Below are 19946 nucleotides of genomic sequence, written 5' to 3'. Positions count from 1 at the left end.
CGCTTAATGCCCAGAGAGGATGTCATAGCCGAGTTTGGCAATCAGCGTCACCAGCAGGAACATGAACAGCACGCGGACGAAGGCCGAGCCGCGGCGCACGGCAATCCAGGTGCCCGTCAGCGCGCCCAGCACATTGCAGAGGGCCATGGGCACGGCGACGGCGTACATGACGTTGCCGGCGGGAATAAAGAACGCCAGCGCCGCGACATTCGTGGCGACATTGACGATCTTCGCGCAGGCCGACGCCAGCAGGAAGTCGAACGCGAAAAAGCGGATGAAGAGGAAGATCAGGAAACTGCCGGTGCCGGGGCCGAACAAGCCGTCGTAAAAGCCGATGACGCCGCCGATCAGCACCGTCAGCACGCGTTCGCGGCGGCCGAAGGTCCGCTCCAGCTGCACACTGCCGAAATCCTTCTTGATGAAAGTGTAGATCGCCATCACCACCAGCAGCACCAGCACGAAGGGCCGCACCACGTGCGGGGGCACGGCCGAGACGGCCGCCGCGCCGAGGAAGGACATGCAGAACGCGGCGGCCGCCGCCGGCAATACCAGCTTCCACGGCACCCGGACCTTGCCGACATAGGATTTGGCGGCAAACATCGTGCCCCAGGCGGCCGCGAACTTGTTCGTACCCAGCAAAGGCGCCGACGCCATCGACGGCATGAAGTTGAACAGGGCGGGCATCTGGATCAGCCCGCCGCCGCCGACCGCGGCGTCGATCAGACCGGCAAAAAATGCGAACAAGCAGAGCAGCGAAATGGTGAGCATGGACATCCTGAATTGTGAAGAGGAAACAAAACGAGTATAGGCCGTGCGCCCCGCCTGGCGATGCAACGCGACGTTGCGGAAAACGCAATCAGCAAAACTTGTACAATGCGCCTGAACGCGCCGCGCCGCGTCGCCATTCAATCAATTAACGGAGCCTGGGCGGCATGTCGATCAAACTGATGTGGGAAATCCGGGCCTTTTGCTCGGTCGTCGACAAGGGCAGCTTCGTGCACGCGGCGCGCATGCTGGGCTGCTCGCCGAGCGCCGTGACGCGCGCCATCCAGCACCTGGAAGAGGCCATCGGCGCCGAACTGATCCTGCGCACGCAAAAGCAACTGACCTTGACGACGGCCGGCGACTGCTATTACGCCTTCGCCCGGCACCTGCTGGAAACCCAGGCGGAGGCGCAGGACCGCCTGGCCGAGCTGGGCAACACGCCCCAGGGCTGGGTGCGCATATCCGCGCCGGAAATCCTCGCGCTGGGATTGCTGCCGAAAACCGTGGCGCGCTTTTCCAGCGCCTACCCGAGCGTGCAGATCGACATACGCTTCTCCGACAAAAGCATCGACCCGATCGAGGAAAAGCTCGACTTCGCCATACGCGGCGCCTTCCCCAAGTCGAGCGAGCTGATCGGTTACCCCCTGTGGAACTACCGGCGCTACCTGTACGCCGCGCCCGCCTACCTGGCGCGCAACGGCACCCCGCGCGAGCCGGAGGAACTGGTCGGCCACGACGTCATCATGCACACGGCGCCGCGCATCCTGCGCGACTGGCACTTCGTGTCGCAGCAACGCAGCCTGAGCAACACCATCAAGCCGCGCCACCGCTTCACGTCCGGCATCGCCACCTTCCAGGCCGCGATGGAGGGCGCCGGCATCGCCCGCCTGGCCAGTTGGCTGGCGGAGCCGGCGGTGGCCGCGGGGCAACTGGTCAAAGTCTGCGCCGCCTACCGGCTCGCCTCGTCGAAGGGCATCGACCCCACCATGCACGCCGTGTACGGCTCGCCCAGGCTCGGCAAAGGCGCCCGCCTATTCCTGGAGGAAATCCGCAAACTGGGCCTGGACCTCCCCGACGAGCGGGGACAGCCCCCCGTTTCCGAGCAATAGTTGCTGGAAACGGGGGTCTGTCCCCAAACGCCTGCAATTTGGCTCCGCGCACCATCATGCAATTTATTCTTTTCTTTTCCTTTATGTTGAAATCTGATGACATTCCGGTCCGCCGGGCCGGCGTGCAACATCAAAGGAGACGAACATGATGGCATGGGCTTGGAGAAGTGCGCTGGCGGGTGTCGCAATCAGCATGTCGGCGCTGGCGCCGCCCGCGCTGGCCGCCAATAATGACCCAGTGGTGCTGGTGCACGGCTTCCTGGGATTCGGCCCCGACGATTTGCCAGGCACGGGCTTCAGCTACTGGGGCGGCAGCAACGATATTGCCGCACACATGCGGCGCTTCAACGGCAGTCATAGCGTGTTCGCGGCGGCGGTCGGGCCGGTCAGCTCGAACTGGGACCGCGCCGTCGAGTTGTATTACCAGATCAAGGGCGGTTGCGCCGACTACGGCGCCCGCCACACGGCCAGCCATGCGGCCTTCGGCGCCGTGCAGAAGCCGGCCGGCAAGTGCTGGGCCGCCGACCCGGCCAACAATCCGCAGCACTATCCGCTCGCGCTCTACCCGGCCTGGGACGCCAGCCACCCGCTGCACCTGATCGCCCACAGCCAGGGCGGGCAGACGGTCAGGACGCTGATACAATTGCTGGAAAACGGCCCGCCGAACGGCAGCGAGGGCGACGGTGAGCTGTACGCGGGAGGCAAAATAGGCTGGGTCAAGAGCGCCACGACCATTTCCAGCCCGCACAACGGCACGACGCTGCGCGACGTCATCGTCGACTTCCTGCCCCATGTGTCCGAGCTGGCCGGCAAGATCATCGACATCGCGGGCCTGGGCGGCAGCCACAATCCGCTCTACCAGTTCCGCCTGGAACAGTTCAAGCTGGCCCAGGAGCCGGCCGAATCATTCCGGGATTTCTTCGAACGCATCCAGGGCACGCCGTTCTGGGCGCTGGCCAACCATGACGCCGCCCAATGGGATCTCGGGCCGGACGGCGCCCGGGAATTGAACGCCTGGGTGCGGACCTCACCCCATGTTTACTATTACTCGATAGGCAGCGACGCCACCGAAGCGGGCAGCCTGTGCTGCAACAACACCGACCGCATCATCGCGCCCTTTCAAAGCCCCTCTTACCGCTATGCCCGCAGGGACATGATATTCCTCAGCAAACCCACCGCCGGCGAATGGGTCGTGCCGGCATTCTTCCAGCCGGGCATGGGTTCGTACACGCAATCGTCGCCGCACCGCGTGCACATCGACAGCGACTGGTTCCCGAACGACGGCGTCGTCAACACCGTCAGCATGAAGGGGCCGGCCGGGCAGCCGCAGCGCAACTACGACGGCAACTCCGTGCGCGGCGCGTGGAACTACCTGGGCGCCTACCGTGGCCACGACCACTTCGACATGATAGGCTGGCTGACTCCCGCCTACGCCGTCTATCCGCTTTATGACAGGATCAGCGCGATTATCTACGGCCTCTGACATGCTTGGGCGCAGCCGCCAGACACATCGACAATACCACTTCAATACCTATTGACAAGATTTTTTGAGCACTGTAAAGTTATCTCAAAATTAATCTAGCCATACTCACTAGGCCGTCGATGCAAAACAAGAATCTGAGCGGAATCTGCTGGATGGTGCTCGACGCCATGATCATGAGCCTGATGTTGTTGTGCGGGAAGGCGCTCGGCGACCTGGCATACCATCCGCTACAGATCGTCTTCCTGGCCACCCTGCTGGCGGCCGTTTTCAATACCGCGTTGTTCTTCCGGGGCCAATGGCAACAGATCCGCCCGCAACGTCCTTTTTTGCACCTGCGCCGCGCCCTCCTCAGCGTGGCATCGACTGCCTGCCTGCTGAGCGCCCTGCAATCGCTGTCGCTGTTTGAGGTCAGCGCGTTCAGCCTGCTCATCCCCGTATTGACGGGGATGACCTCCATTGTCGTGCTGCGCGAATCGCCGAGCGGCGCGCTGTGGCTGTCCACCGCCGTCAGCGTAGCGGGCGTCGCCCTGCTGCTCGCCGCCCGCTACAACCACGCGACCCTGCCCCATCCCATACTGGCGGGCGTCGCGTTCGGCACCGCAGCGGTGCTCACCGCCGTGCTCAACAATCTGAACATGAAAAAGATCGGCCGTGAAGAGGCGCTCATTCCGCAAATGATTTTCGGCCCGGCCTGCTCAGCCCTGCTGCTGCTGCCGGCGATGTTCTTCGTCTGGCAACCGCTGCGCGCCCCGGCGCACTGCTCCTTGCTGCTGTACGGCCTGCTGCTGGCGGCGCGCATGGTGACACGCTACCGCGCATTCCACCGCGCCGACCTGTCGGCATTGATGCCGATCGAATACACGCAATTGCTGTTTTCGGCCCTGTTCGCCTATGCGTTTTTCGGCCAGCGCGTCACGTTTGTGGCCGGCATCGGCATGGTGCTGGTCGCCGCCGGCGGCTTGATCCTGGTCAGAGGTGAACTGCGCCGTAACGCGGCATTACTGAGGAGGTAAGTTTTGGGTATCAGCATGAACACACCGCAATTGATACTGTGGGACCTAGACGGCACCCTGATCCACAGCGAGTCGCTGCACATGGAATCGATCCGCCACGCTTGCCGCATGCTGGGCAAAGACTGCGGCGCAGACCTCGGCATTCCGGCGGGATCGGACGGCCCGAGCGGATACCGCCATCTGTTCGGCATGGCGGCGGAGCAGCCCTTGCCGGACCAATACGCCGACTGGTATGGCGCGGCGATAGACTACGTCGTCGCGCACCTGGCAGAGACGGCGCCGGTGGCCGCCGCGGTGGAATGCTGCGCCTGGTTTGCCGGCCGCGGCCTGGCCCAAACACTCGTCTCCAATTCGCACCCGCGCATCATCGAAGCGTCGCTGCGGCATCTGGGCATCCGCGAACACTTCACCTACCTGTGCAGCGGCGACGAGGTCGCGCGCGGCAAGCCGGCGCCGGACGCCTATTTGCACGCCCTCGCGCTGCACGGCGCCGCCGCCGAATCCTGCCTGGTGTTCGAGGACAGCCGCAACGGCATCATCGCGGCCAAGGCGGCGGGCCTGCGCGTGGTCGCCGTCTCCGACCTTGCGGACGTGACGGCGCTGGGCGATTTCACGGTGTCGCCGTCGCAGCCGGCGTCCTGGCACACGCTGCGGCAACGCCTGTTCTGAGCCTGCACACACCTCACCACCATTGGAAAGGCCAGCATGACGAGCAAATTATCATTCAACCAGGGCGACCCGCAATTCATCCCCCTGACGACCTACCACGGCTATCCGGAGCAGGAAATGGCCGTGCGCGCCCAGCAGTTTTACCACGAGATGGCGCGCCGCAAAACCGTGCGCGAGTTCTCCAGCGAGCCGGTGCCGCGCGCCGTCATCGAACAATGCCTGCTGACGGCCGGCACCGCGCCGTCCGGCGCCAACCACCAACCCTGGCATTTCGCCGTCGTGTCCGCCCCCGAACTGAAAAAGAAAATCCGCCTCGAAGCGGAAATCGAGGAGCGCGAGTTTTATGAACGCCGCGCGCCGCAGGAGTGGAAGGACGCGCTGGCGCCACTGGGCACCGACTCGAACAAGCCGTTTCTGGAGGACGCGCCCTACCTGATTGTCATCTTCGGCCAAAAAAACACCATCATGGACGACGGCACGGTGGTCAAGAACTACTATGTGCCGGAATCCGTATCGATCGCCACCGGCTTCCTGATCACCGCGCTGCACCACGCCGGCCTCGCCACGCTGACGCACACGCCAAGCCCGATGGGCTTCCTGAACCAGTTGGCCGGCCGCCCCGAAAACGAAAAACCCTACATCCTGCTGGTGGTCGGCTACCCCGCCGCGCACTGCGTGGTGCCGAATATCCGCAAGAAGCCCTTGAGCGAGATCGCCACCTTCCTCTGAGCGCCAGCGGAACCTCGGCAACTTACCGGCCATACCAGTAGCGCGCATGGCCGGGCCGGTATTCCTCCACCTCCAACTGCGCGCCGAAACGCAACGTCAGCGCACCCGACTCGTCGGTGCGCAGGCGCCGTATGCCCATTTGGCCATAGCGTTCATACACCTCCGGTTTCGGATGGTGGTAACGGTTGCGGTAGCCCACCTGGAACAGCGCCAGTTGCGGATGCACGGCCGCCAGGAACGCCGGCGTCGACGACGTGCCGCTGCCGTGATGCGGCGCCAGCAACACGTCGGCGCGCAAGGCGCCGCGCGCGCGGTCGAGCAATTGCGCCTCCTGGGCCGCTTCGATGTCGGCCGCCAGCAGGATGGTCTTATGCCCGGCGCTGATGCGCAAGGTGCAGCCGCGCGCGTTCGGTTTCAGCGACAAGTCGTCGTAGCTGGCGGCCAGCGGATGCAACATGTCGAAGCGCACGCCGTCCCACTCCCAGCCCTGCCCCGCCGCGCAGCGCCGGTGCTGCGGCGCGGCCCTGACGACCGGATGGTCCGGCCACATCGACGAGGCCAGCCAGCCGACCCGCACATTGTCCAGTATCGACAAGGCCCCGCCCGAGTGGTCGGCGTCGCTGTGGCTGACGATAACGCCGTCGAGCGCGTCGATGCCGCGCGCCTTCAAGTACGGCAGGATGACGCGGTTGGCGCCGTCCGAACCGGGCGCATAGAACGGCCCCATGTCGTACAGCAGGCGATGTCCACCGGTTTCGATCAGCAGGGCCATTCCCTGGCCGACGTCGAAGGCCGTGACCCACATCTCTCCGTCGCCGGGGTGGCTCGGCAACAAGGTCAATAGCGGCACCCAACTGGCGGCGCCAAGCCAGCGCTGCGGCCAGCCGCGCGGCGCCAGCATCCACACCGTGCCAAACAGCGCCCAGCAAAATATCCACAACGGCGGAGCCGGAGCGCTCCAGACCGCAAACGGCTGGTCGCTCAGCCACTGCAGGACTGCCGCCAGCGCCTGCAAGAGCGCGTGCGCGATCCCCAGCAGCAGATCCATCAGCGGCGCCGGCATCAGGCTTCCCGCCAATGACAAGGGCGTGACGACAAGGCCGATCAAGGGAATCGCCACGGCGTTCGCCAGCGGACTGACCAGCGACACTTGCGCAAACAGCAGCATCGTCAGCGGCACCAGGCCGAGCGTGACGACGTACTGCGTATGCGCGCCCAGTTGCAGCGCCTCGCGCAGGCGCTGCAAGCGGCCGCGCTCGGGGTCGCGCCGCGCCAGCGTGCGCCCGACCGTCGCATACAGGATCATGGCGACGGCGCCGAACGACAGCCAGAAACCCGGCCACAGCACGGCCCAGGGATCGAGCAGCACGACCATGCCGAGCGCGCTGCAGAGCACGTGCGAGACGCTGGTGATGCGTCCCAGCCACAGCGCGGCCGCCACCACCGACAGCATGTACAGCGTACGCTGGGCCGGCACGCCGAAGCCGGCCAGCGCCACGTACAGCAGCGCGGCGACGGCGCCGGCCAGCGCCGCGACCTTCTGCGCCGGCAGGATCAGCGGCAGTTGCATGCCGGTGAAGAAGGAGCGCCGCCACATACTTGAGGCAAGCAGCGCGAACAGCCCGGCGACCATCGTAATGTGCAGGCCGGAGATGGAAACGAGGTGGCTGATGCCGGTGCGGTTGAACACCTTCCAGTCGGACTGCTCGATGGCGCGCTGGTCGCCGACCACCAGCGCGACGATGACGCCGGCGTACTCCTTGCCGGCCAGGCTGCGCAGGATGCGCGCGCGCAGCAGGGTGCGGCTGCGCTCGATCACGTTGCCGATGCCGGGGACGAAACTGTCGACGCGCCGGTTCTTCCGCGCCGCGCCCTGGTCGGGACGCACATAGCCGGTGGCGCGCAAGCCCTGCTCCAGCAGCCAGACCTCGTAATCGAAACCGTGGGGGTTGGCGTTGCCGTGCGGGCGCTGCAGCCGTACCGTCAGTTGCCAGCGCTCGCCGGGCTGCACGTCGCCGACTTCGACGATCTGCTCGCGGAAGCCCGCGTACCACGACAGCGCCAGCCGCGGCGGCACCGTTGCCGCGCCACCATGCACCGCCTCGACGGCGAAATTGAAGCGCACGCCCTGCCCGAAGCGGTAAGGCAGGCTGTCGATGGTGCCGACGACGGTGAGGTCGCGCCCTTCGTCGGCGGCGGCCAATTGCGGCGTCAGCGCCACCTGCGCGACGCTTGCCGCCCAACAGAAGCCCAGCACGGCGCCGAGCAACAGCGCCAGGGCGCCGCGCAGCGCCGGCTTGCCATGCCGCGCCAGATAGATCAGGCAGCTGGACACAAGGATGGCGGCGAGCAGCGCCAGCGTCGGGAATGCCGGCAAGCTGGCCTGCATCTGCAGGCAGGCCGCACCGGCGGCGAAACCGAGTATTCCGATGCGCATGGTGGGAGGTCCGGCCCGGCCGGGCCAGCGGCAGTCGACGCCTGCAATATAGCGCGGCCACGACACGCCGCCCCGCTCCACCCGGCCTTCCGTTGATACAGCTCAGTTGTGTCAAGCCGCCGCTTGCCGGCTTTTTCCTGTCCGGCGCGCCCGGGCTGAACGGCATCGGCGCTTGACGGGCACGATATAATGCGCACCGATATAACATTGGCAGTCAGGTAAAAAATGAGTCATCCGTCCCCCGCCCCGATTCCACCGCAGGATAGCGCTGGAGACGATGACGAGTTTTTGTGCCGTGAACTGGGCCTGCAGGCGAAGGGCGTGCAACTGCTGAAGATGGAAGGCCGGGTGTTCCTGCGCTTTTCCGGCCACGCCAACGCCGACGGCCTGTCGGTGCCGTATGCGCTGGTGCCCAGCCAGGGCGTGCTGGCGCGGCCGGCGAAGTGGCGCAAGATGGATGCCCCGGCCAGGCTGCAACTGGTGCGCGAGCGCGCCGGCGACGCCGCCATCGCCGAGCTGCGCCAACACGTCGCCGACTTCGCCAGCGACGTCGCCCGGCAGTGCGATGATGTCGGCCTCGACGCGATGACGCTGCTGCACACGCTGGCGGACCTGCAAACGTCGGATCCGGCCGGGCTGGTGTTCGACCGCATCCGCCAGCGCCTCGTCCATGCGGCCGAGCGGCAGCGGGAGGAGCGCCACGCGGCGCGCACCAAGGAAAGCATCAACCTGGCCGAGTATCCCAGTTCCTTCGAGGTTGCGCGCCGCATGCCGCGCCGCTTCGTCGCCCTGCTGGGGCCGACCAATTCCGGCAAGACCCACCGCGCCATCGAGGCGCTGGCGAAGGCGCGCAGCGGCATCTACCTGGCGCCGCTGCGCCTGCTCGCGCTGGAAAACTACGAGCGCATGCAGTCGGCGGCGCCGCACGGCAAGCCGCTGGCCGTCAGCCTCGTCACCGGCGAGGAACGGCGCATCGTCGACGGCGCCACGCATGTGGCCAGCACCGTCGAGATGCTCGACAGCGGCACCCGGGTCGAGGTCGCCGTGATCGACGAAATCCAGATGCTGGCCGACCGCGACCGTGGCGCCGCCTGGACGGCCGCCGTCTGCGGCGCGCCCGCCAGTGTCGTTTATCTGGTCGGCGCCCCCGAGGCGAGGCGCGCCATCGAGGCCCTGGCCGAGCGCCTCGAATGCCCGCTGGAGGTGCATCTGCTCAAGCGCAAGGCGCCGCTGTCGATGGAGGCGGGCGCCGTGCGCAAGCTGCGCAGCCTGCGCCGCGGCGACGCCGTGATCGCGTTCTCGCGCCGCGAGGTGCTGATGTGGCGCGACCTGATCACGGAAACGGGCTTGTCGGTGGCCACCGTCTACGGCAACCTGTCGCCGGAGGTGCGGCGCGCCCAGGCGCAGCGCTTCCGCGACGGCCTGGCCGACATCGTCGTCGGCACCGACGCGCTGGCGATGGGCCTGAACATGCCGATTGCGCGGATTGTGATGACCACCTCGGTGAAGTTCAACGGCCAGGAAGAGGAGGAAATTTCGGCGTCGCTGGCCCGGCAGATCGCCGGCCGGGCCGGCCGTTTCGGCGTGCATGAGGAGGGGCTGGTGGCCGGTTACGACGACGAGACGCATGCCGTGATGCGTTCGCTGCTGAAGGAGAAGCTGCCGGCCCTGAACACCAGCGGCTTTGCCGTGGCGCCGTCGCTGGAGCATCTGCACCGCATCGCCGCCGTCACGGGCGAGACTTCGCTGGGCAAGTTGTTGAAACGCTTCGCCCACAATATCGACGTGCCCGACGGGTTCTTCTATCCACGCATCACCGAGGACCAGTCCGCGCGCGCCGTCTGGCTGGACACGCTGCCGCTGTCGGTCGCCGAAAAATTCACGCTGTCCCTGGTCCCGGTGTCGGCCAAGGTGCCGTCGCTGCAAAAGGCATGGGAACACTGGGCCACGTCGCTGTCGCGCCAAAAAGCCACCCACCTGCAGCGGCACAACGCCTCGCTGTCATGGCAGAACCTGCAGGAGGTCGAGGATACCTGCCGCCTGTACTCTGCCTACGCCTGGCTGGCCTACCGCCTGCCCGAGTACTTCCCCAGCATCGAGCTGGCGCAGCAGTTGTCGCGCGAAGCGTCGGAGCGCGTCGACGCGATTCTCCAGGCGCAAAACGCCGCCGCGCGACGGCGCCACGACAAGAAATCCAGATAGGGAGCGGCCGCCTATGCCGCCGCGCCGGCGGCCATGCGCGGCAGCGCGGCGCGCGCGTTGGCCGTGGTCGCGGCGGCCACCTCGGCGACGTCGAGGCCGCGCAGCTCGGCCAGCACCTGGCCAATGCGCGGCAATTGCTCCGGGCTGTTGCGGCCGGGATGGAGCCAGCTCGGCGAGATGTCCGGCGCGTCCGTCTCCAGCACGATGGCCGACAGCGGCAATTCCAGCGCCAGGCGGCGTATCTGCAGTGCGCGGGTGAAGGTCATGGCGCCGCCGAAGCCGAGCTTGAAGCCGAGGTCGATGTATCCCCGGGCCTGCTGGAAGCTGCCGTTGAAGGCGTGGGCGATGCCGCCGGCCGGGCGGATCTGGCGCGCGTGCTTCAGCACCACGTCCTGCGAGCGGCGCACGTGCATCAGCACCGGCAGGTCGAAGTCGCGGGCGATCTTGAGCTGCTCGCGCAGGAAGTGCTCCTGCTTGGCGCGCATGGCCGGCTGCGCCAGCATCGGGATGAAGAAATCGAGGCCGATTTCGCCGACGGCGACGAAGCGGCTGTCGCCGATGGCCGCTTCGACGGCGCCGCGCAGCGCGATCAGGTCGTCCTCGCTCGCCTGCGGCACGTAGATCGGGTGGATGCCCAGCGCGTAGCTGGCGGCGCCGGCGCTGGCCGCCAGTTGCGCCACGACGCCGAAGTTGCCCCGCTCGACGGCCGGGATGACGATCATCGACACGCCCTGTCCGCGCGCGCGCGCGGCCACCTCCAGGGACTCGGCGGCGAATTCGTGGGCGTCCAGATGGCAGTGCGTGTCAATCCACATTGACGCTCTCCAATACGCTACTGGTCGGTGTACGCCTGCAGGCCCTGGTCCGTCAGGCGCAGCACCCGGTCGCAGCGCTTGGCCAGTTCGATGTCGTGGGTGACGATGACGAAGGCGGTGCCCAGCGTGCGCGACAATTCCAGCATCAGGTCAAAGATCTGCTCGGCGGTGGCGTGGTCGAGGTTGCCGGTCGGTTCGTCGGCCAGCACGCAGGCCGGCTGGGTCACCAGCGCGCGCGCCAGCGCCACGCGCTGGCGCTCGCCGCCGGACAGTTCGCCCGGCACGTGGCTGACGCGCTTGGCCAGGTTCACGCGCGTGAGGATCTGCGTGGCCAGCTGCTGCGCCTCGGCCCGTTTCAGGCGCCGTATCATCAGCGGCATGGCGACGTTGTCGAGCGCGGAGAATTCCGGCAGCAGGTGGTGGAACTGGTAGACGAAGCCGAGCGAGGCGTTGCGCAGGTCGCCGCGCGCTTTCTCGTTCAGGCTGGCAAAGTCCTGGTCCAGCAGGGTGACGCTGCCGCTGCTGGGCGTGTCGAGCCCGCCCAGCAGGTGCAGCAGCGTCGATTTGCCGGAGCCGGAGGCGCCGACGATGGCGACCCGCTCGCCCTGGTGGACGTCGATGTCGATGCCGGACAGGACCTTGACCTGGTAGTCGCCCTGGACGAAGGTCTTGCCCAGGCCGCGGCAGGACAGCACGGGCGCGCCGTTGCGTGTCTTATTCATAGCGCAGCGCCTCCGCAGGTTTGACGCGGGCGGCCCACCAGCTCGGGTAGAGCGTCGCCAGGAAGGCCAGGATCACGGCCAGCACGCCGATTTTCGAGACGTCGGCCCAACGCAGGTCGGACGGCACGGTGCTGATGAAGTAGATATCCTTCGACAAGAACTGCACTCCTAATAATTGTTCGATGAACGGGACGATGATGTGGATGTTGAGGGCGACCAGCACGCCGCCGGCGACGCCCAGCACGGTGCCGAGTATGCCCACCAGCGCGCCCTGGATCATGAAGATTTTCATCACCGAGGCCGGCGAGGCGCCCAGCGTGCGCAGGATGGCGATGTCGGCCTGCTTGTCGGTCACCGTCATCACCAGCGTCGACACCAGGTTGAAGGCGGCCACCGCGATGATCAAGGTCAGGATGATGAACATCATGCGTTTTTCCGTCTGCACGGCGGCGAACCAGTTGGCGTTGAGCTGGGACCAGTCGCGCATGCGCAGCTCGCCCGGCATGCTGTGCTTGAGCGCCAGCGCCACTTCGGGCGCGCGGTTCATATCGGCCAGGCGCAGGCGCAGGCCGGACGGCCCCTCCAGGCGCAGCAGCCGCTCGGCGTCGCCGATGTGGACGAAGGCCAGGGCGGAATCGAATTCGTTGTGGCCGGCCTCGAAGATGCCGGTGACGGTGAAGCTGCGCATGCGCGGCAGCACGCCGGCCGGCGTGACCTGGCCCTGGGCCAGCATCAGCGTGACTTTCTCGCCCAGGTTGACGCGCAGCGCGCGCGCCAGCTCGACGCCGAGGACGATGTTGAAGGCGCCCGGCTTGAGTTCATTGAAGCTGCCGCGCCTGACCTGCGCGGCCACGTCCGACACCTTCGGCTCCTCCTCCGGCAGCACGCCGCGCACCACGGCCGGGCGCAGCGCCTCTTCGCGCAGCAGCATGCCCTGGGTTTCGACGAAGGGCGCGGCGCCCTTCACTTCCGGGTTCTTGAACGCCTCGCGCGCCGCCTCCTGCCAGTTCGGCATGGCGCCGCGCGCATCGAACACCTCGACATGCGCCAGCACCGACAACATGCGGTCGGTGACCTCTTTCTGGAAGCCGTTCATCACCGACAGCACGACGATCAGGGCGGCCACGCCGAGGCCGATGCCGGCCATGGAAATGAGCGAAATAAACGAGATGAAGCTGTTGCGGCCACTGCGCCGGCCGGCGCGCGTGTAGCGCAGGCCAACCAGCCATTCGAAAGGCAAATTCTGAGTGATGCTCATGAGTTCCGGCGATTCAATACTGTCGAGCCCGAAGTGTGCCACAAATGCCCGGCCATGCGTGAAACGCCCTGCGCGGCGCCCCGGCTATTCATAGCGCAGCGCCTCGGCCGGCTTCACCCGCGCCGCCCACCAGCTCGGGTAAAGCGTCGCCAGCAGCGCCAGGGCGAAGGCGACCAGGCCGATGACGCCGACGTCGAGCCAGTGCAGGTCCGACGGTACGGCGCTGATCTTGTAGACTTCCTTGGACAGGAAGTGCATGCCGAACAACCGTTCGATGAAGGGCACGATGACGCCGACATTGAAGGCCAGCAGCGCGCCGGCGGCGATGCCGAACGCGGCGCCGAGCAAGCCCACCACGGCGCCCTGGATCATGAAGATTTTCATGATCGACGCCGGCGAGGCGCCCAGCGTGCGCAGGATGGCGATGTCAGCCTGCTTGTCGGTCACCGTCATCACCAGCGTCGACACCAGGTTGAAGGCGGCCACGGCGATGATCATGCTGAGGATGATGAACATCATGTTCTTCTGGCTTTGCACCAGCGCGTACCAGCTGGCGCTGACCTTGGACCAGTCGCGCATCCACAACTCGCCCGGCATCGACGCCTTCAGCTCGCGCACCACCTGCGGCGCGCGGTTCATGTCGACCAGGCGCAGGCGCAGGCCGGACGGCCCGGCCAGGTGCTGCATCGCCTCGGCGTCGCCGATGTGGACGAAGGCCAGGCCCGAGTCGAGCTCGTTGTGGCCGGCGTCGAAGATGCCGGCCACGGTGAAGGCGCGCATGCGCGGCAGCACGCCGGCGCGGCTGAAGGGCTCGCGCTCCAGCATCAGCGTGACGTTCTGGCCCAGTTCCGCGCCCAGCGCCCGCGCCAGTTCGACGCCCAGCACGATGTTGTAGGAGCCCGGCGTCAGGGCGGCGAAGCTGCCGCGCTTGACCTGCGCGGCCACGCTGGACACCTTGCCCTCCTCCTGAGGCAGCACGCCGCGCACGATGACGGGGCGCATGGCCTCGTCGCGCAGCAGCATGCCCTGGGTTTCGACGAAGGGCGCGGCGGCGCGCACCTGCGGATTGCGCAGAGCGGCCTGGGCCTGCTCGCGCCAGTCGGGCATGGCGCCGCGCGTGTCGAACACTTCCACGTGGGCCAGCACCGACATCAGGCGGTCCGTGACCTCCTTCTGGAAGCCGTTCATCACCGACAGCACGACGATCAGCGCGGCGACGCCGAGGCCGATGCCGGCCACGGAAATGAGCGAGATGAAGGAAATGAAGCTGTTGCGGCCACTGCGCTTGCCGGCGCGCGTGTAGCGCAGGCCGACCTGCCATTCATATGGAAGTTTCTGGAAAATGCTCATGCGCGGGGGCGATCAAAATACGTTCGAGTGCGCAGTGTGCCATAAATCCCCCTTCCGCCACAGGGGCAGGCCATGCCCGCCGGCGCCCTCAGCGCGGCTGGAACACCGCCTCCAGGGTCGGCGCCGTCAACAAAGCCTTGGCCCAGGCCAGCGTCTGCGCCTCGCTGGCGCCGGCAAGGCGCCTCCGCACGGCCGGGGGCAAAGGGCCGAAACGTTCTTCGAGTTGCAGGGCGAGAATGCTCTGGCGCCCCTGCTGACGGCCCTGCTGACGCCCCTGCTGACGTCCGAGTTCCAACCCTTCCTTGCGCAACATGCGCTCCAGCGTACTCATATAAGGCATGGCGCCGCTCCTTTCCATTGTCCGGACGTCGCGCCACACGGCGGCGTTGACGCCGGCGGGCAGGCGCATCATCCAGTCTATGACACTGAGGAAGTCCATCATACGTTGTTCGCTCCAATTTCGCTCGATTAGCAATGCAGCAAGACGGCGCTTGGCCGCCGCCCGCCGGCCGTCGTCGCCCCGCGTTTGCCGAGTCAGCCAGTGGGCCGCCGTCACCAGTGCGAAGGGATTGTCGTCGTCGAGCAATTGCTCGATCCGGCCGGCGTAATCGCTCAGTTTCACGACCTAAAAACGCAGCCCCATCGCGGGACTTGGCCATGCATCCAGTGTAGCGAAACGCCGGTCCGGCGGGGCCGCCTGGCGCAAGGATGGCGTGGCAATCCGGCCGCGCATTTCTCTTTCGCCGGCGCAATGCCCTACAATCTCGGGATGAAACAACTTACTGTCGCTCTCCCTTTCGCCCTGCCCCCGCCCGAACTGGCCGCCGACCTGCAGCGGGCGCTGCAGACGCCGGCGCTGGCCGCGCTGCTGTCGCGCACCTGCCAACAGCAATTTAGCCCTTTCGACAACGCCACGCGCGTGCTGCCGCACGAAGCATGGCTGGCCCACGCGCTGGGCCTGGCGCCGGCGCCCGACAGCGCCGGCGCCGCCGCGCCGTTCGCGCCGACCGTCATGCGCGGCTTCGGGCAGGCGCCCGAAAGCGGCCACTGGCTGCTGGTGCACCCGGTGCATGTGCAAATCGCCCGCAACCACCTGCTGATGGGCGACCAGCGCCAGTTGCCGCTCGACGAGGCCGACGCCCGCGCGCTGTTCGACGCCGCCCAACCCTATTTCGACGAAATCGGCAAAACGCTGCTCTACGGCGACGCGCACACCTGGTTCGTGCGCGCCGACGACTGGACCGGCCTGCGCACGGCCTCGCCGGATGCCGCCACCGGCCAGAACCTGACCGCCTGGATGCCCGAGGGCGAGCAGGCGCGCGCCTCGCGCAAGCTGCAAAACGAGGTGCAGATGCTGTGGCACGAGCACCCGGTCAACGTGGCGCGCCAGGCGCGCGGCCTGGCGCCGGTGAATTCCTTCTGGCTGTGGGGCGGCGCCGGCGCCGCGGCGCAGCCCGCCGCGCCCCTGTTCACGGCCGACGTGCCGGCGTGGCTGGCGGCGCTGGCCGCGCCCGGGCGCCGTGCCGCCGGCGCCGAGGCCGTCCTCGGCCAGCCCGACGAGCGGGCCGTCGTCGCACTGGGCGGCCTGGTCGGCGCCGGACTGGCGGCGGACTGGTCGAACTGGCTGCTGCACATGCAGCGGCTGGAACAGGAATGGTTCGCGCCGCTGCTGGCGGCCCTGAAAGGCGGCCGCCTCGGCCGGCTGACGCTGGTGCTGAGCAACCGCGACGCCTACGCCGAATTTAGCAGCAGCAAAAACGCCCAGCGCAAATTCTGGCGTCCCCACACCTTGAACAAATTGTCCACATGACCCGCACCCGCATCGCCACCCGTCCCTGCCCCTACCGCGAATCCGAAATGCTGCGCCAGGGCGGCGTCCACCCGGTCCTGGCGCGCCTGTACGCGTCGCGCGGCCTGAGCGACGCCAAAGAGCTGTCGAGCGAACTGGCGGCGCTGATTCCGCCGTCCGGCCTGCTGCACATCGGCGCGGCCGCCGTGTTCCTGGCCGACGCCATCGCCGCCGGCAAGCGCATGGTCATCGTCGCCGACTACGACTGCGACGGCGCCACCGCCTGCGCCACCGCGCTGCGCGGTCTGCGCGCCATGGGCGCCCAAGTCGATTTCATCGTGCCGAACCGTTTCGAGTACGGCTACGGCCTGACGCCTGAAATCGTCGAACTGACGGCGCGCGAGAAATCGCCCGACATCATCATCACCGTCGACAACGGTATCGCCAGCATCGACGGCGTGGCCGAGGCCAACCGGCGCGGCATCGAAGTCGTCGTCACCGACCACCACCTGCCGGCCGACACGCTGCCGCAGGCGCGCGTCATCGTCAACCCGAACCAGCCCGAATGCGGCTTCCCCAGCAAGCACCTGGCCGGCGTCGGCGTGGTCTTCTACGTGCTGCTGGCGCTGCGCGCGGAGCTGCGCAAGCGCGGCGTGTTCGACGCCCAGACCCAGCCCAAGCTGGACAATCTGCTCGACCTGGTGGCGCTGGGCACGGTGGCCGACGTCGTGCGGCTCGACTCGAACAACCGGATCCTGGTGGCGCAGGGCTTGAAGCGCATGCGCGCCGGGCGCATGCACGCCGGCGTAGCGGCGCTGTTCCGCGTGGCCGGGCGCGAGGCGCGCAGTGCCGGCCCCTTCGACCTGGGCTTCGCGCTGGGGCCGCGGCTGAACGCGGCCGGGCGCCTGCAGGACATGTCGCTGGGGATCGAATGCCTGATCACCGACGACGAGGGGCGCGCCTGGGCGCTGGCGCAGCAGCTCAACGACATCAACCTGAAGCGGCGCGAGATCGAGGCGGAGATGCAGGACACCGCGCTGCTGCACCTGGACCAGTTCGAGCCGGCCAACAGCAGCACCATCAGCGTCTTCGACGCCGACTGGCACCAGGGCGTGATCGGCATCGTCGCCTCGCGGCTGAAGGAAAAATTCTACCGCCCGACCATCACCTTCGCGCCCGGTGCGGACGGCTGGATCAAGGGTTCCGGGCGCTCGATTCCCGGCTTCCACCTGCGCGACGCGCTCGACCTGGTGTCGAAGCGCGCGCCCAGCCTGATCGACAAATTCGGCGGCCACGCGATGGCGGCCGGCCTGACGATACGCGCCGACGCCTTCGAAGCCTTCTCGGCCGCCTTCGAGGCCGTCGGCCAGGCCTGGCTCAGCAAGCAGCAACTGGAGCGCGTGGTGGAAACCGACGGCCCGCTGGAGGACGCCTACTACACCACCCAGTTCATCGAGCTGATGGACGGCCAGGTGTGGGGCCAGGGCTTCGCGCCGCCGGTGTTCTGCGACGAGTTCCGCGTCGTCAGCCAGCGCATCCTCAAGGAGCGCCACCTGAAGCTGCTGCTGGAGAAGAACGGCGCGCGTTTCGACGCCATCTGGTTCGGCCACACGGACGCCGTCGGCGAGCGCGCCCGCGTCGCCTTCCGCCTCGACGCCAACGAGTACAACGGCGTCACCAAGGTGCAACTGCTGGTCGAGCACGCCGAACCGGCCTGACGCCGACGGCGGCGCGCTATTTACAGAGCGCGCCGCCGATCGACGCCAGCAAATCGGCGTCGCCGTTGCGCGGCGGCCGCCGCAGCAGCATCGCGCCGCTGCTTTCCGAGACGACGAACAGCTGCACGAAACTGCCGGCCTGCACGTAGCGCCCGAGAAAATGCTCGACCAGTTGGGCGAAGACGTGGACGCCGCCGACGGCGACGGCGGCTTCGTTGACGCGCACGCGCACCGCGACGCCCTGCAGCAGCAGGCGGCCGCGGCGGTCGCGCAGCCAGGCGCTGACGGGCCAGTGCTCCAGCGACTCGATGGCGGCGACGAAGTGCGACCACAGCGCCGGCTCCGGCAACTCGTACAAGGTGAGTATTTCGGCCCATGCCGCGCCCTCCTGCCCCGCATTGCTATGGCAGAGATCGCAGGCGCCGCGCGCGCCGCCGGCCGCCGCATGGCGGACCCGAATCGGCGAGGCGCACGCCCCCGGCAACGCCACCACCGGGGTGCACGCAAGCAGCAAATTGTCGGCCGACAGCGGCGCCAGCAGGCGGGCGCCGTCCGAATCGGGCGCCAGGCCCGACAAGGCCACGTGCAGCGTCAGGCGGCGCCCGCCCGGCGGCAGGTATTTAACGAGCGTCGCCAAATCGAGATCGAAAAAATTGAACTTCTCGGGACAGACCAGGTATTCGCCCAGCAGCCGCGCCGCCGGGAAACCGGCATCGGCGGCCGCGCCGAGCGCCTCGCCGTCGCGGAATCCCACGGCGCTGAACGGCAGGCGGTCGAGCAGGCTCCAATGGCCGCTGCCGGCCGCTTCCACGTAGGCGCAGGCGGCGCGCATGAACAAGGCGTCGCGCAGCGCCGCGCAGAACGCCGGCGCGCCGTCGATAAAGACGCGCAGCGGCCGCAGCGCAAAACGGTCCAGCGCCGGCGCGGCGGCGCTGGCGTCGATGACCAGGCTGACGCTGGCGCCGGCGTCGGGTGGCAGCCGCACGGACGCGGGCGCGGCGGCGGCGGCGCTGAAACACGCCTGCGCCAGCGCCACCGGCGCCTGCGCCACGTCGTACACCGTGCGGTAGCGGCTGGCCGCGCCCCGGCCCGGCAGCGCCGTCAGTTGCGCGCCGCGGCCGATCGCGGCGACGGCGCCATCGACGCGCGCTATCGAGCACGGCGGCAAGCGACGCGGACAGCGCTCGCGGAGCAGGTCGGCAAGGGCTTCGGAAAACGGCGGGACGGCGCCGCCGACATGCCACAGGGCAGTCCGAGCGCACCCTACATGCGGCGGCAACAACTGCATCGCTTCCTCCCCGGCTGGCGCATTCGGCAACCACGCCATACTGGCAGGAAACACCATCGGCCTCTTTGCGCTGCCACAAGAGTGCATGGCGTCCGCCGCGCGCGCTCCCTTGCCAGGCATGTGCTATTGGAGTATAAATAATCCATTAACGGAGCAGATCATGAGCCTAGCCTACGCCTACCCGAAAAGCCGTTTCGAACCGACCGCGCTGGTGGACCTGAACGCCAAAGCCGAGCGCGAGCGGCTCTCCAAATCCGCCCTGATGGGCTTTTTCAAGCTGACCGCCACCTGGAAGCTGCGCGACGACGACGCCCGCGAACTGCTCGGCGGCCTCTCCAGCAGCGCCTACTACGAGTGGAAAAAGAACCCCGACCGTGTCCTGGAAGTGGACCGCATCACGCGCATCTCCTACCTGCTCGGCATCTACAAGGCGCTGCACATCCTGTACGGCGACAAGTTGGCCGACGAATGGGTGGCGCTGCCCAACACCAACGCCGTGTTCGCCGGCCGCACGCCGTTGGCGCACATGCTCGGCGGCGGCCTGCTGGCCATGCAAACCGTGCGCAAACTGCTCGACGCCCGCCGCGGGGGCCTGTAAC

17 protein-coding genes are annotated in these 19946 nt (G+C 67.5%); 9 read left to right on the top strand and 8 right to left on the bottom strand.

Annotated elements, in window-relative coordinates:
* Positions 1-3: 3 nt before the first annotated feature.
* Entirely contained in the window at positions 4-768 is a 765-nt protein-coding gene (locus OIK44_RS03195; protein ID WP_273669228.1) for a sulfite exporter TauE/SafE family protein, read from the bottom strand.
* Between the two features lie 164 nt (positions 769-932).
* On the opposite strand from OIK44_RS03195, the gene OIK44_RS03190 reads away from it, so the two are divergent.
* The 5 genes from OIK44_RS03190 to OIK44_RS03170 all read left to right on the top strand — a co-directional run bounded on the left by OIK44_RS03190 (position 933) and on the right by OIK44_RS03170 (position 5768).
* Positions 933-1874, top strand: coding sequence for a LysR family transcriptional regulator (locus OIK44_RS03190; protein ID WP_273669227.1), 942 nt, complete (start codon positions 933-935; stop codon positions 1872-1874).
* Positions 1875-2019: 145 nt separating this feature from the next.
* Complete coding sequence (locus OIK44_RS03185) at positions 2020-3357, top strand: esterase/lipase family protein (RefSeq protein WP_273669226.1); 1338 nt, start codon at positions 2020-2022, stop codon at positions 3355-3357.
* A gap of 119 nt (positions 3358-3476) precedes the next feature.
* The gene (locus OIK44_RS03180; protein WP_273669225.1) at positions 3477-4370 is read left to right on the top strand and encodes a DMT family transporter; all 894 of its coding nucleotides are present in this window, start codon (positions 3477-3479) and stop codon (positions 4368-4370) included.
* Between the two features lie 15 nt (positions 4371-4385).
* Positions 4386-5039: an HAD family hydrolase gene (locus OIK44_RS03175; protein ID WP_273669224.1), complete on the top strand. Its 654-nt coding sequence runs from the start codon at positions 4386-4388 to the stop codon at positions 5037-5039.
* Positions 5040-5075: 36 nt separating this feature from the next.
* Positions 5076-5768 carry a nitroreductase family protein gene (locus OIK44_RS03170; RefSeq protein ID WP_273669223.1) on the top strand — a complete coding sequence of 231 codons (693 nt, stop codon included), beginning with the start codon at positions 5076-5078 and terminating at the stop codon, positions 5766-5768.
* A 22-nt stretch (positions 5769-5790) separates the two neighbouring features.
* On the opposite strand, the gene OIK44_RS03165 is transcribed toward OIK44_RS03170, so the two are convergent.
* Positions 5791-8205 (bottom strand): DNA internalization-related competence protein ComEC/Rec2, encoded by a 2415-nt coding sequence (locus OIK44_RS03165; protein WP_273669222.1) that lies wholly within the window; start codon positions 8203-8205, stop codon positions 5791-5793.
* A 225-nt stretch (positions 8206-8430) separates the two neighbouring features.
* On the opposite strand from OIK44_RS03165, the gene OIK44_RS03160 reads away from it, so the two are divergent.
* Positions 8431-10407, top strand: a complete 1977-nt coding sequence (locus OIK44_RS03160; protein ID WP_273669221.1) for a helicase-related protein — start codon at positions 8431-8433, stop codon at positions 10405-10407.
* Between the two features lie 11 nt (positions 10408-10418).
* Here OIK44_RS03160 and OIK44_RS03155 read toward each other — a convergent pair whose 3' ends face one another.
* The 5 genes from OIK44_RS03155 to OIK44_RS03135 all read right to left on the bottom strand — a co-directional run bounded on the left by OIK44_RS03155 (position 10419) and on the right by OIK44_RS03135 (position 15174).
* On the bottom strand, positions 10419-11222 hold the full coding sequence (locus OIK44_RS03155; RefSeq protein WP_273669220.1) for a TatD family hydrolase: 804 nt from the start codon (positions 11220-11222) through the stop codon (positions 10419-10421).
* 17 nt (positions 11223-11239) lie between these two features.
* Positions 11240-11944: a lipoprotein-releasing ABC transporter ATP-binding protein LolD gene (gene lolD, locus OIK44_RS03150; protein ID WP_273669219.1), complete on the bottom strand. Its 705-nt coding sequence runs from the start codon at positions 11942-11944 to the stop codon at positions 11240-11242.
* Positions 11937-13202, bottom strand: a complete 1266-nt coding sequence (locus tag OIK44_RS03145; RefSeq protein WP_273669218.1) for a lipoprotein-releasing ABC transporter permease subunit — start codon at positions 13200-13202, stop codon at positions 11937-11939. The genes lolD and OIK44_RS03145 overlap by 8 nt, the downstream gene beginning before the upstream one ends.
* A gap of 84 nt (positions 13203-13286) precedes the next feature.
* Positions 13287-14552, bottom strand: a complete 1266-nt coding sequence (locus OIK44_RS03140; protein ID WP_273669217.1) for a lipoprotein-releasing ABC transporter permease subunit — start codon at positions 14550-14552, stop codon at positions 13287-13289.
* A gap of 88 nt (positions 14553-14640) precedes the next feature.
* Positions 14641-15174: a hypothetical protein gene (locus OIK44_RS03135; protein WP_273669216.1), complete on the bottom strand. Its 534-nt coding sequence runs from the start codon at positions 15172-15174 to the stop codon at positions 14641-14643.
* A gap of 147 nt (positions 15175-15321) precedes the next feature.
* On the opposite strand from OIK44_RS03135, the gene OIK44_RS03130 reads away from it, so the two are divergent.
* Positions 15322-16362, top strand: coding sequence for a hypothetical protein (locus OIK44_RS03130; protein ID WP_273669215.1), 1041 nt, complete (start codon positions 15322-15324; stop codon positions 16360-16362).
* Positions 16359-18059 (top strand): single-stranded-DNA-specific exonuclease RecJ, encoded by a 1701-nt coding sequence (gene recJ / locus OIK44_RS03125; RefSeq protein WP_273669214.1) that lies wholly within the window; start codon positions 16359-16361, stop codon positions 18057-18059. The genes OIK44_RS03130 and recJ overlap by 4 nt, the downstream gene beginning before the upstream one ends.
* A gap of 16 nt (positions 18060-18075) precedes the next feature.
* On the opposite strand, the gene OIK44_RS03120 is transcribed toward recJ, so the two are convergent.
* Positions 18076-19347, bottom strand: coding sequence for a type VI secretion system baseplate subunit TssF (locus OIK44_RS03120; RefSeq protein ID WP_273669213.1), 1272 nt, complete (start codon positions 19345-19347; stop codon positions 18076-18078).
* A gap of 160 nt (positions 19348-19507) precedes the next feature.
* On the opposite strand from OIK44_RS03120, the gene OIK44_RS03115 reads away from it, so the two are divergent.
* Positions 19508-19945 (top strand): antitoxin Xre/MbcA/ParS toxin-binding domain-containing protein, encoded by a 438-nt coding sequence (locus tag OIK44_RS03115; RefSeq protein ID WP_273669212.1) that lies wholly within the window; start codon positions 19508-19510, stop codon positions 19943-19945.
* Position 19946: the final 1 nt, after the last annotated feature.

This window comes from Janthinobacterium fluminis (assembly GCF_028595325.1).
GTDB classification, from domain to species: Bacteria; Pseudomonadota; Gammaproteobacteria; order Burkholderiales; family Burkholderiaceae_D; genus Janthinobacterium; species Janthinobacterium fluminis.
The sequence above is the reverse complement of the archived record's forward strand: the minus strand, read 5'-3'. Positions and strand labels throughout refer to the sequence as shown.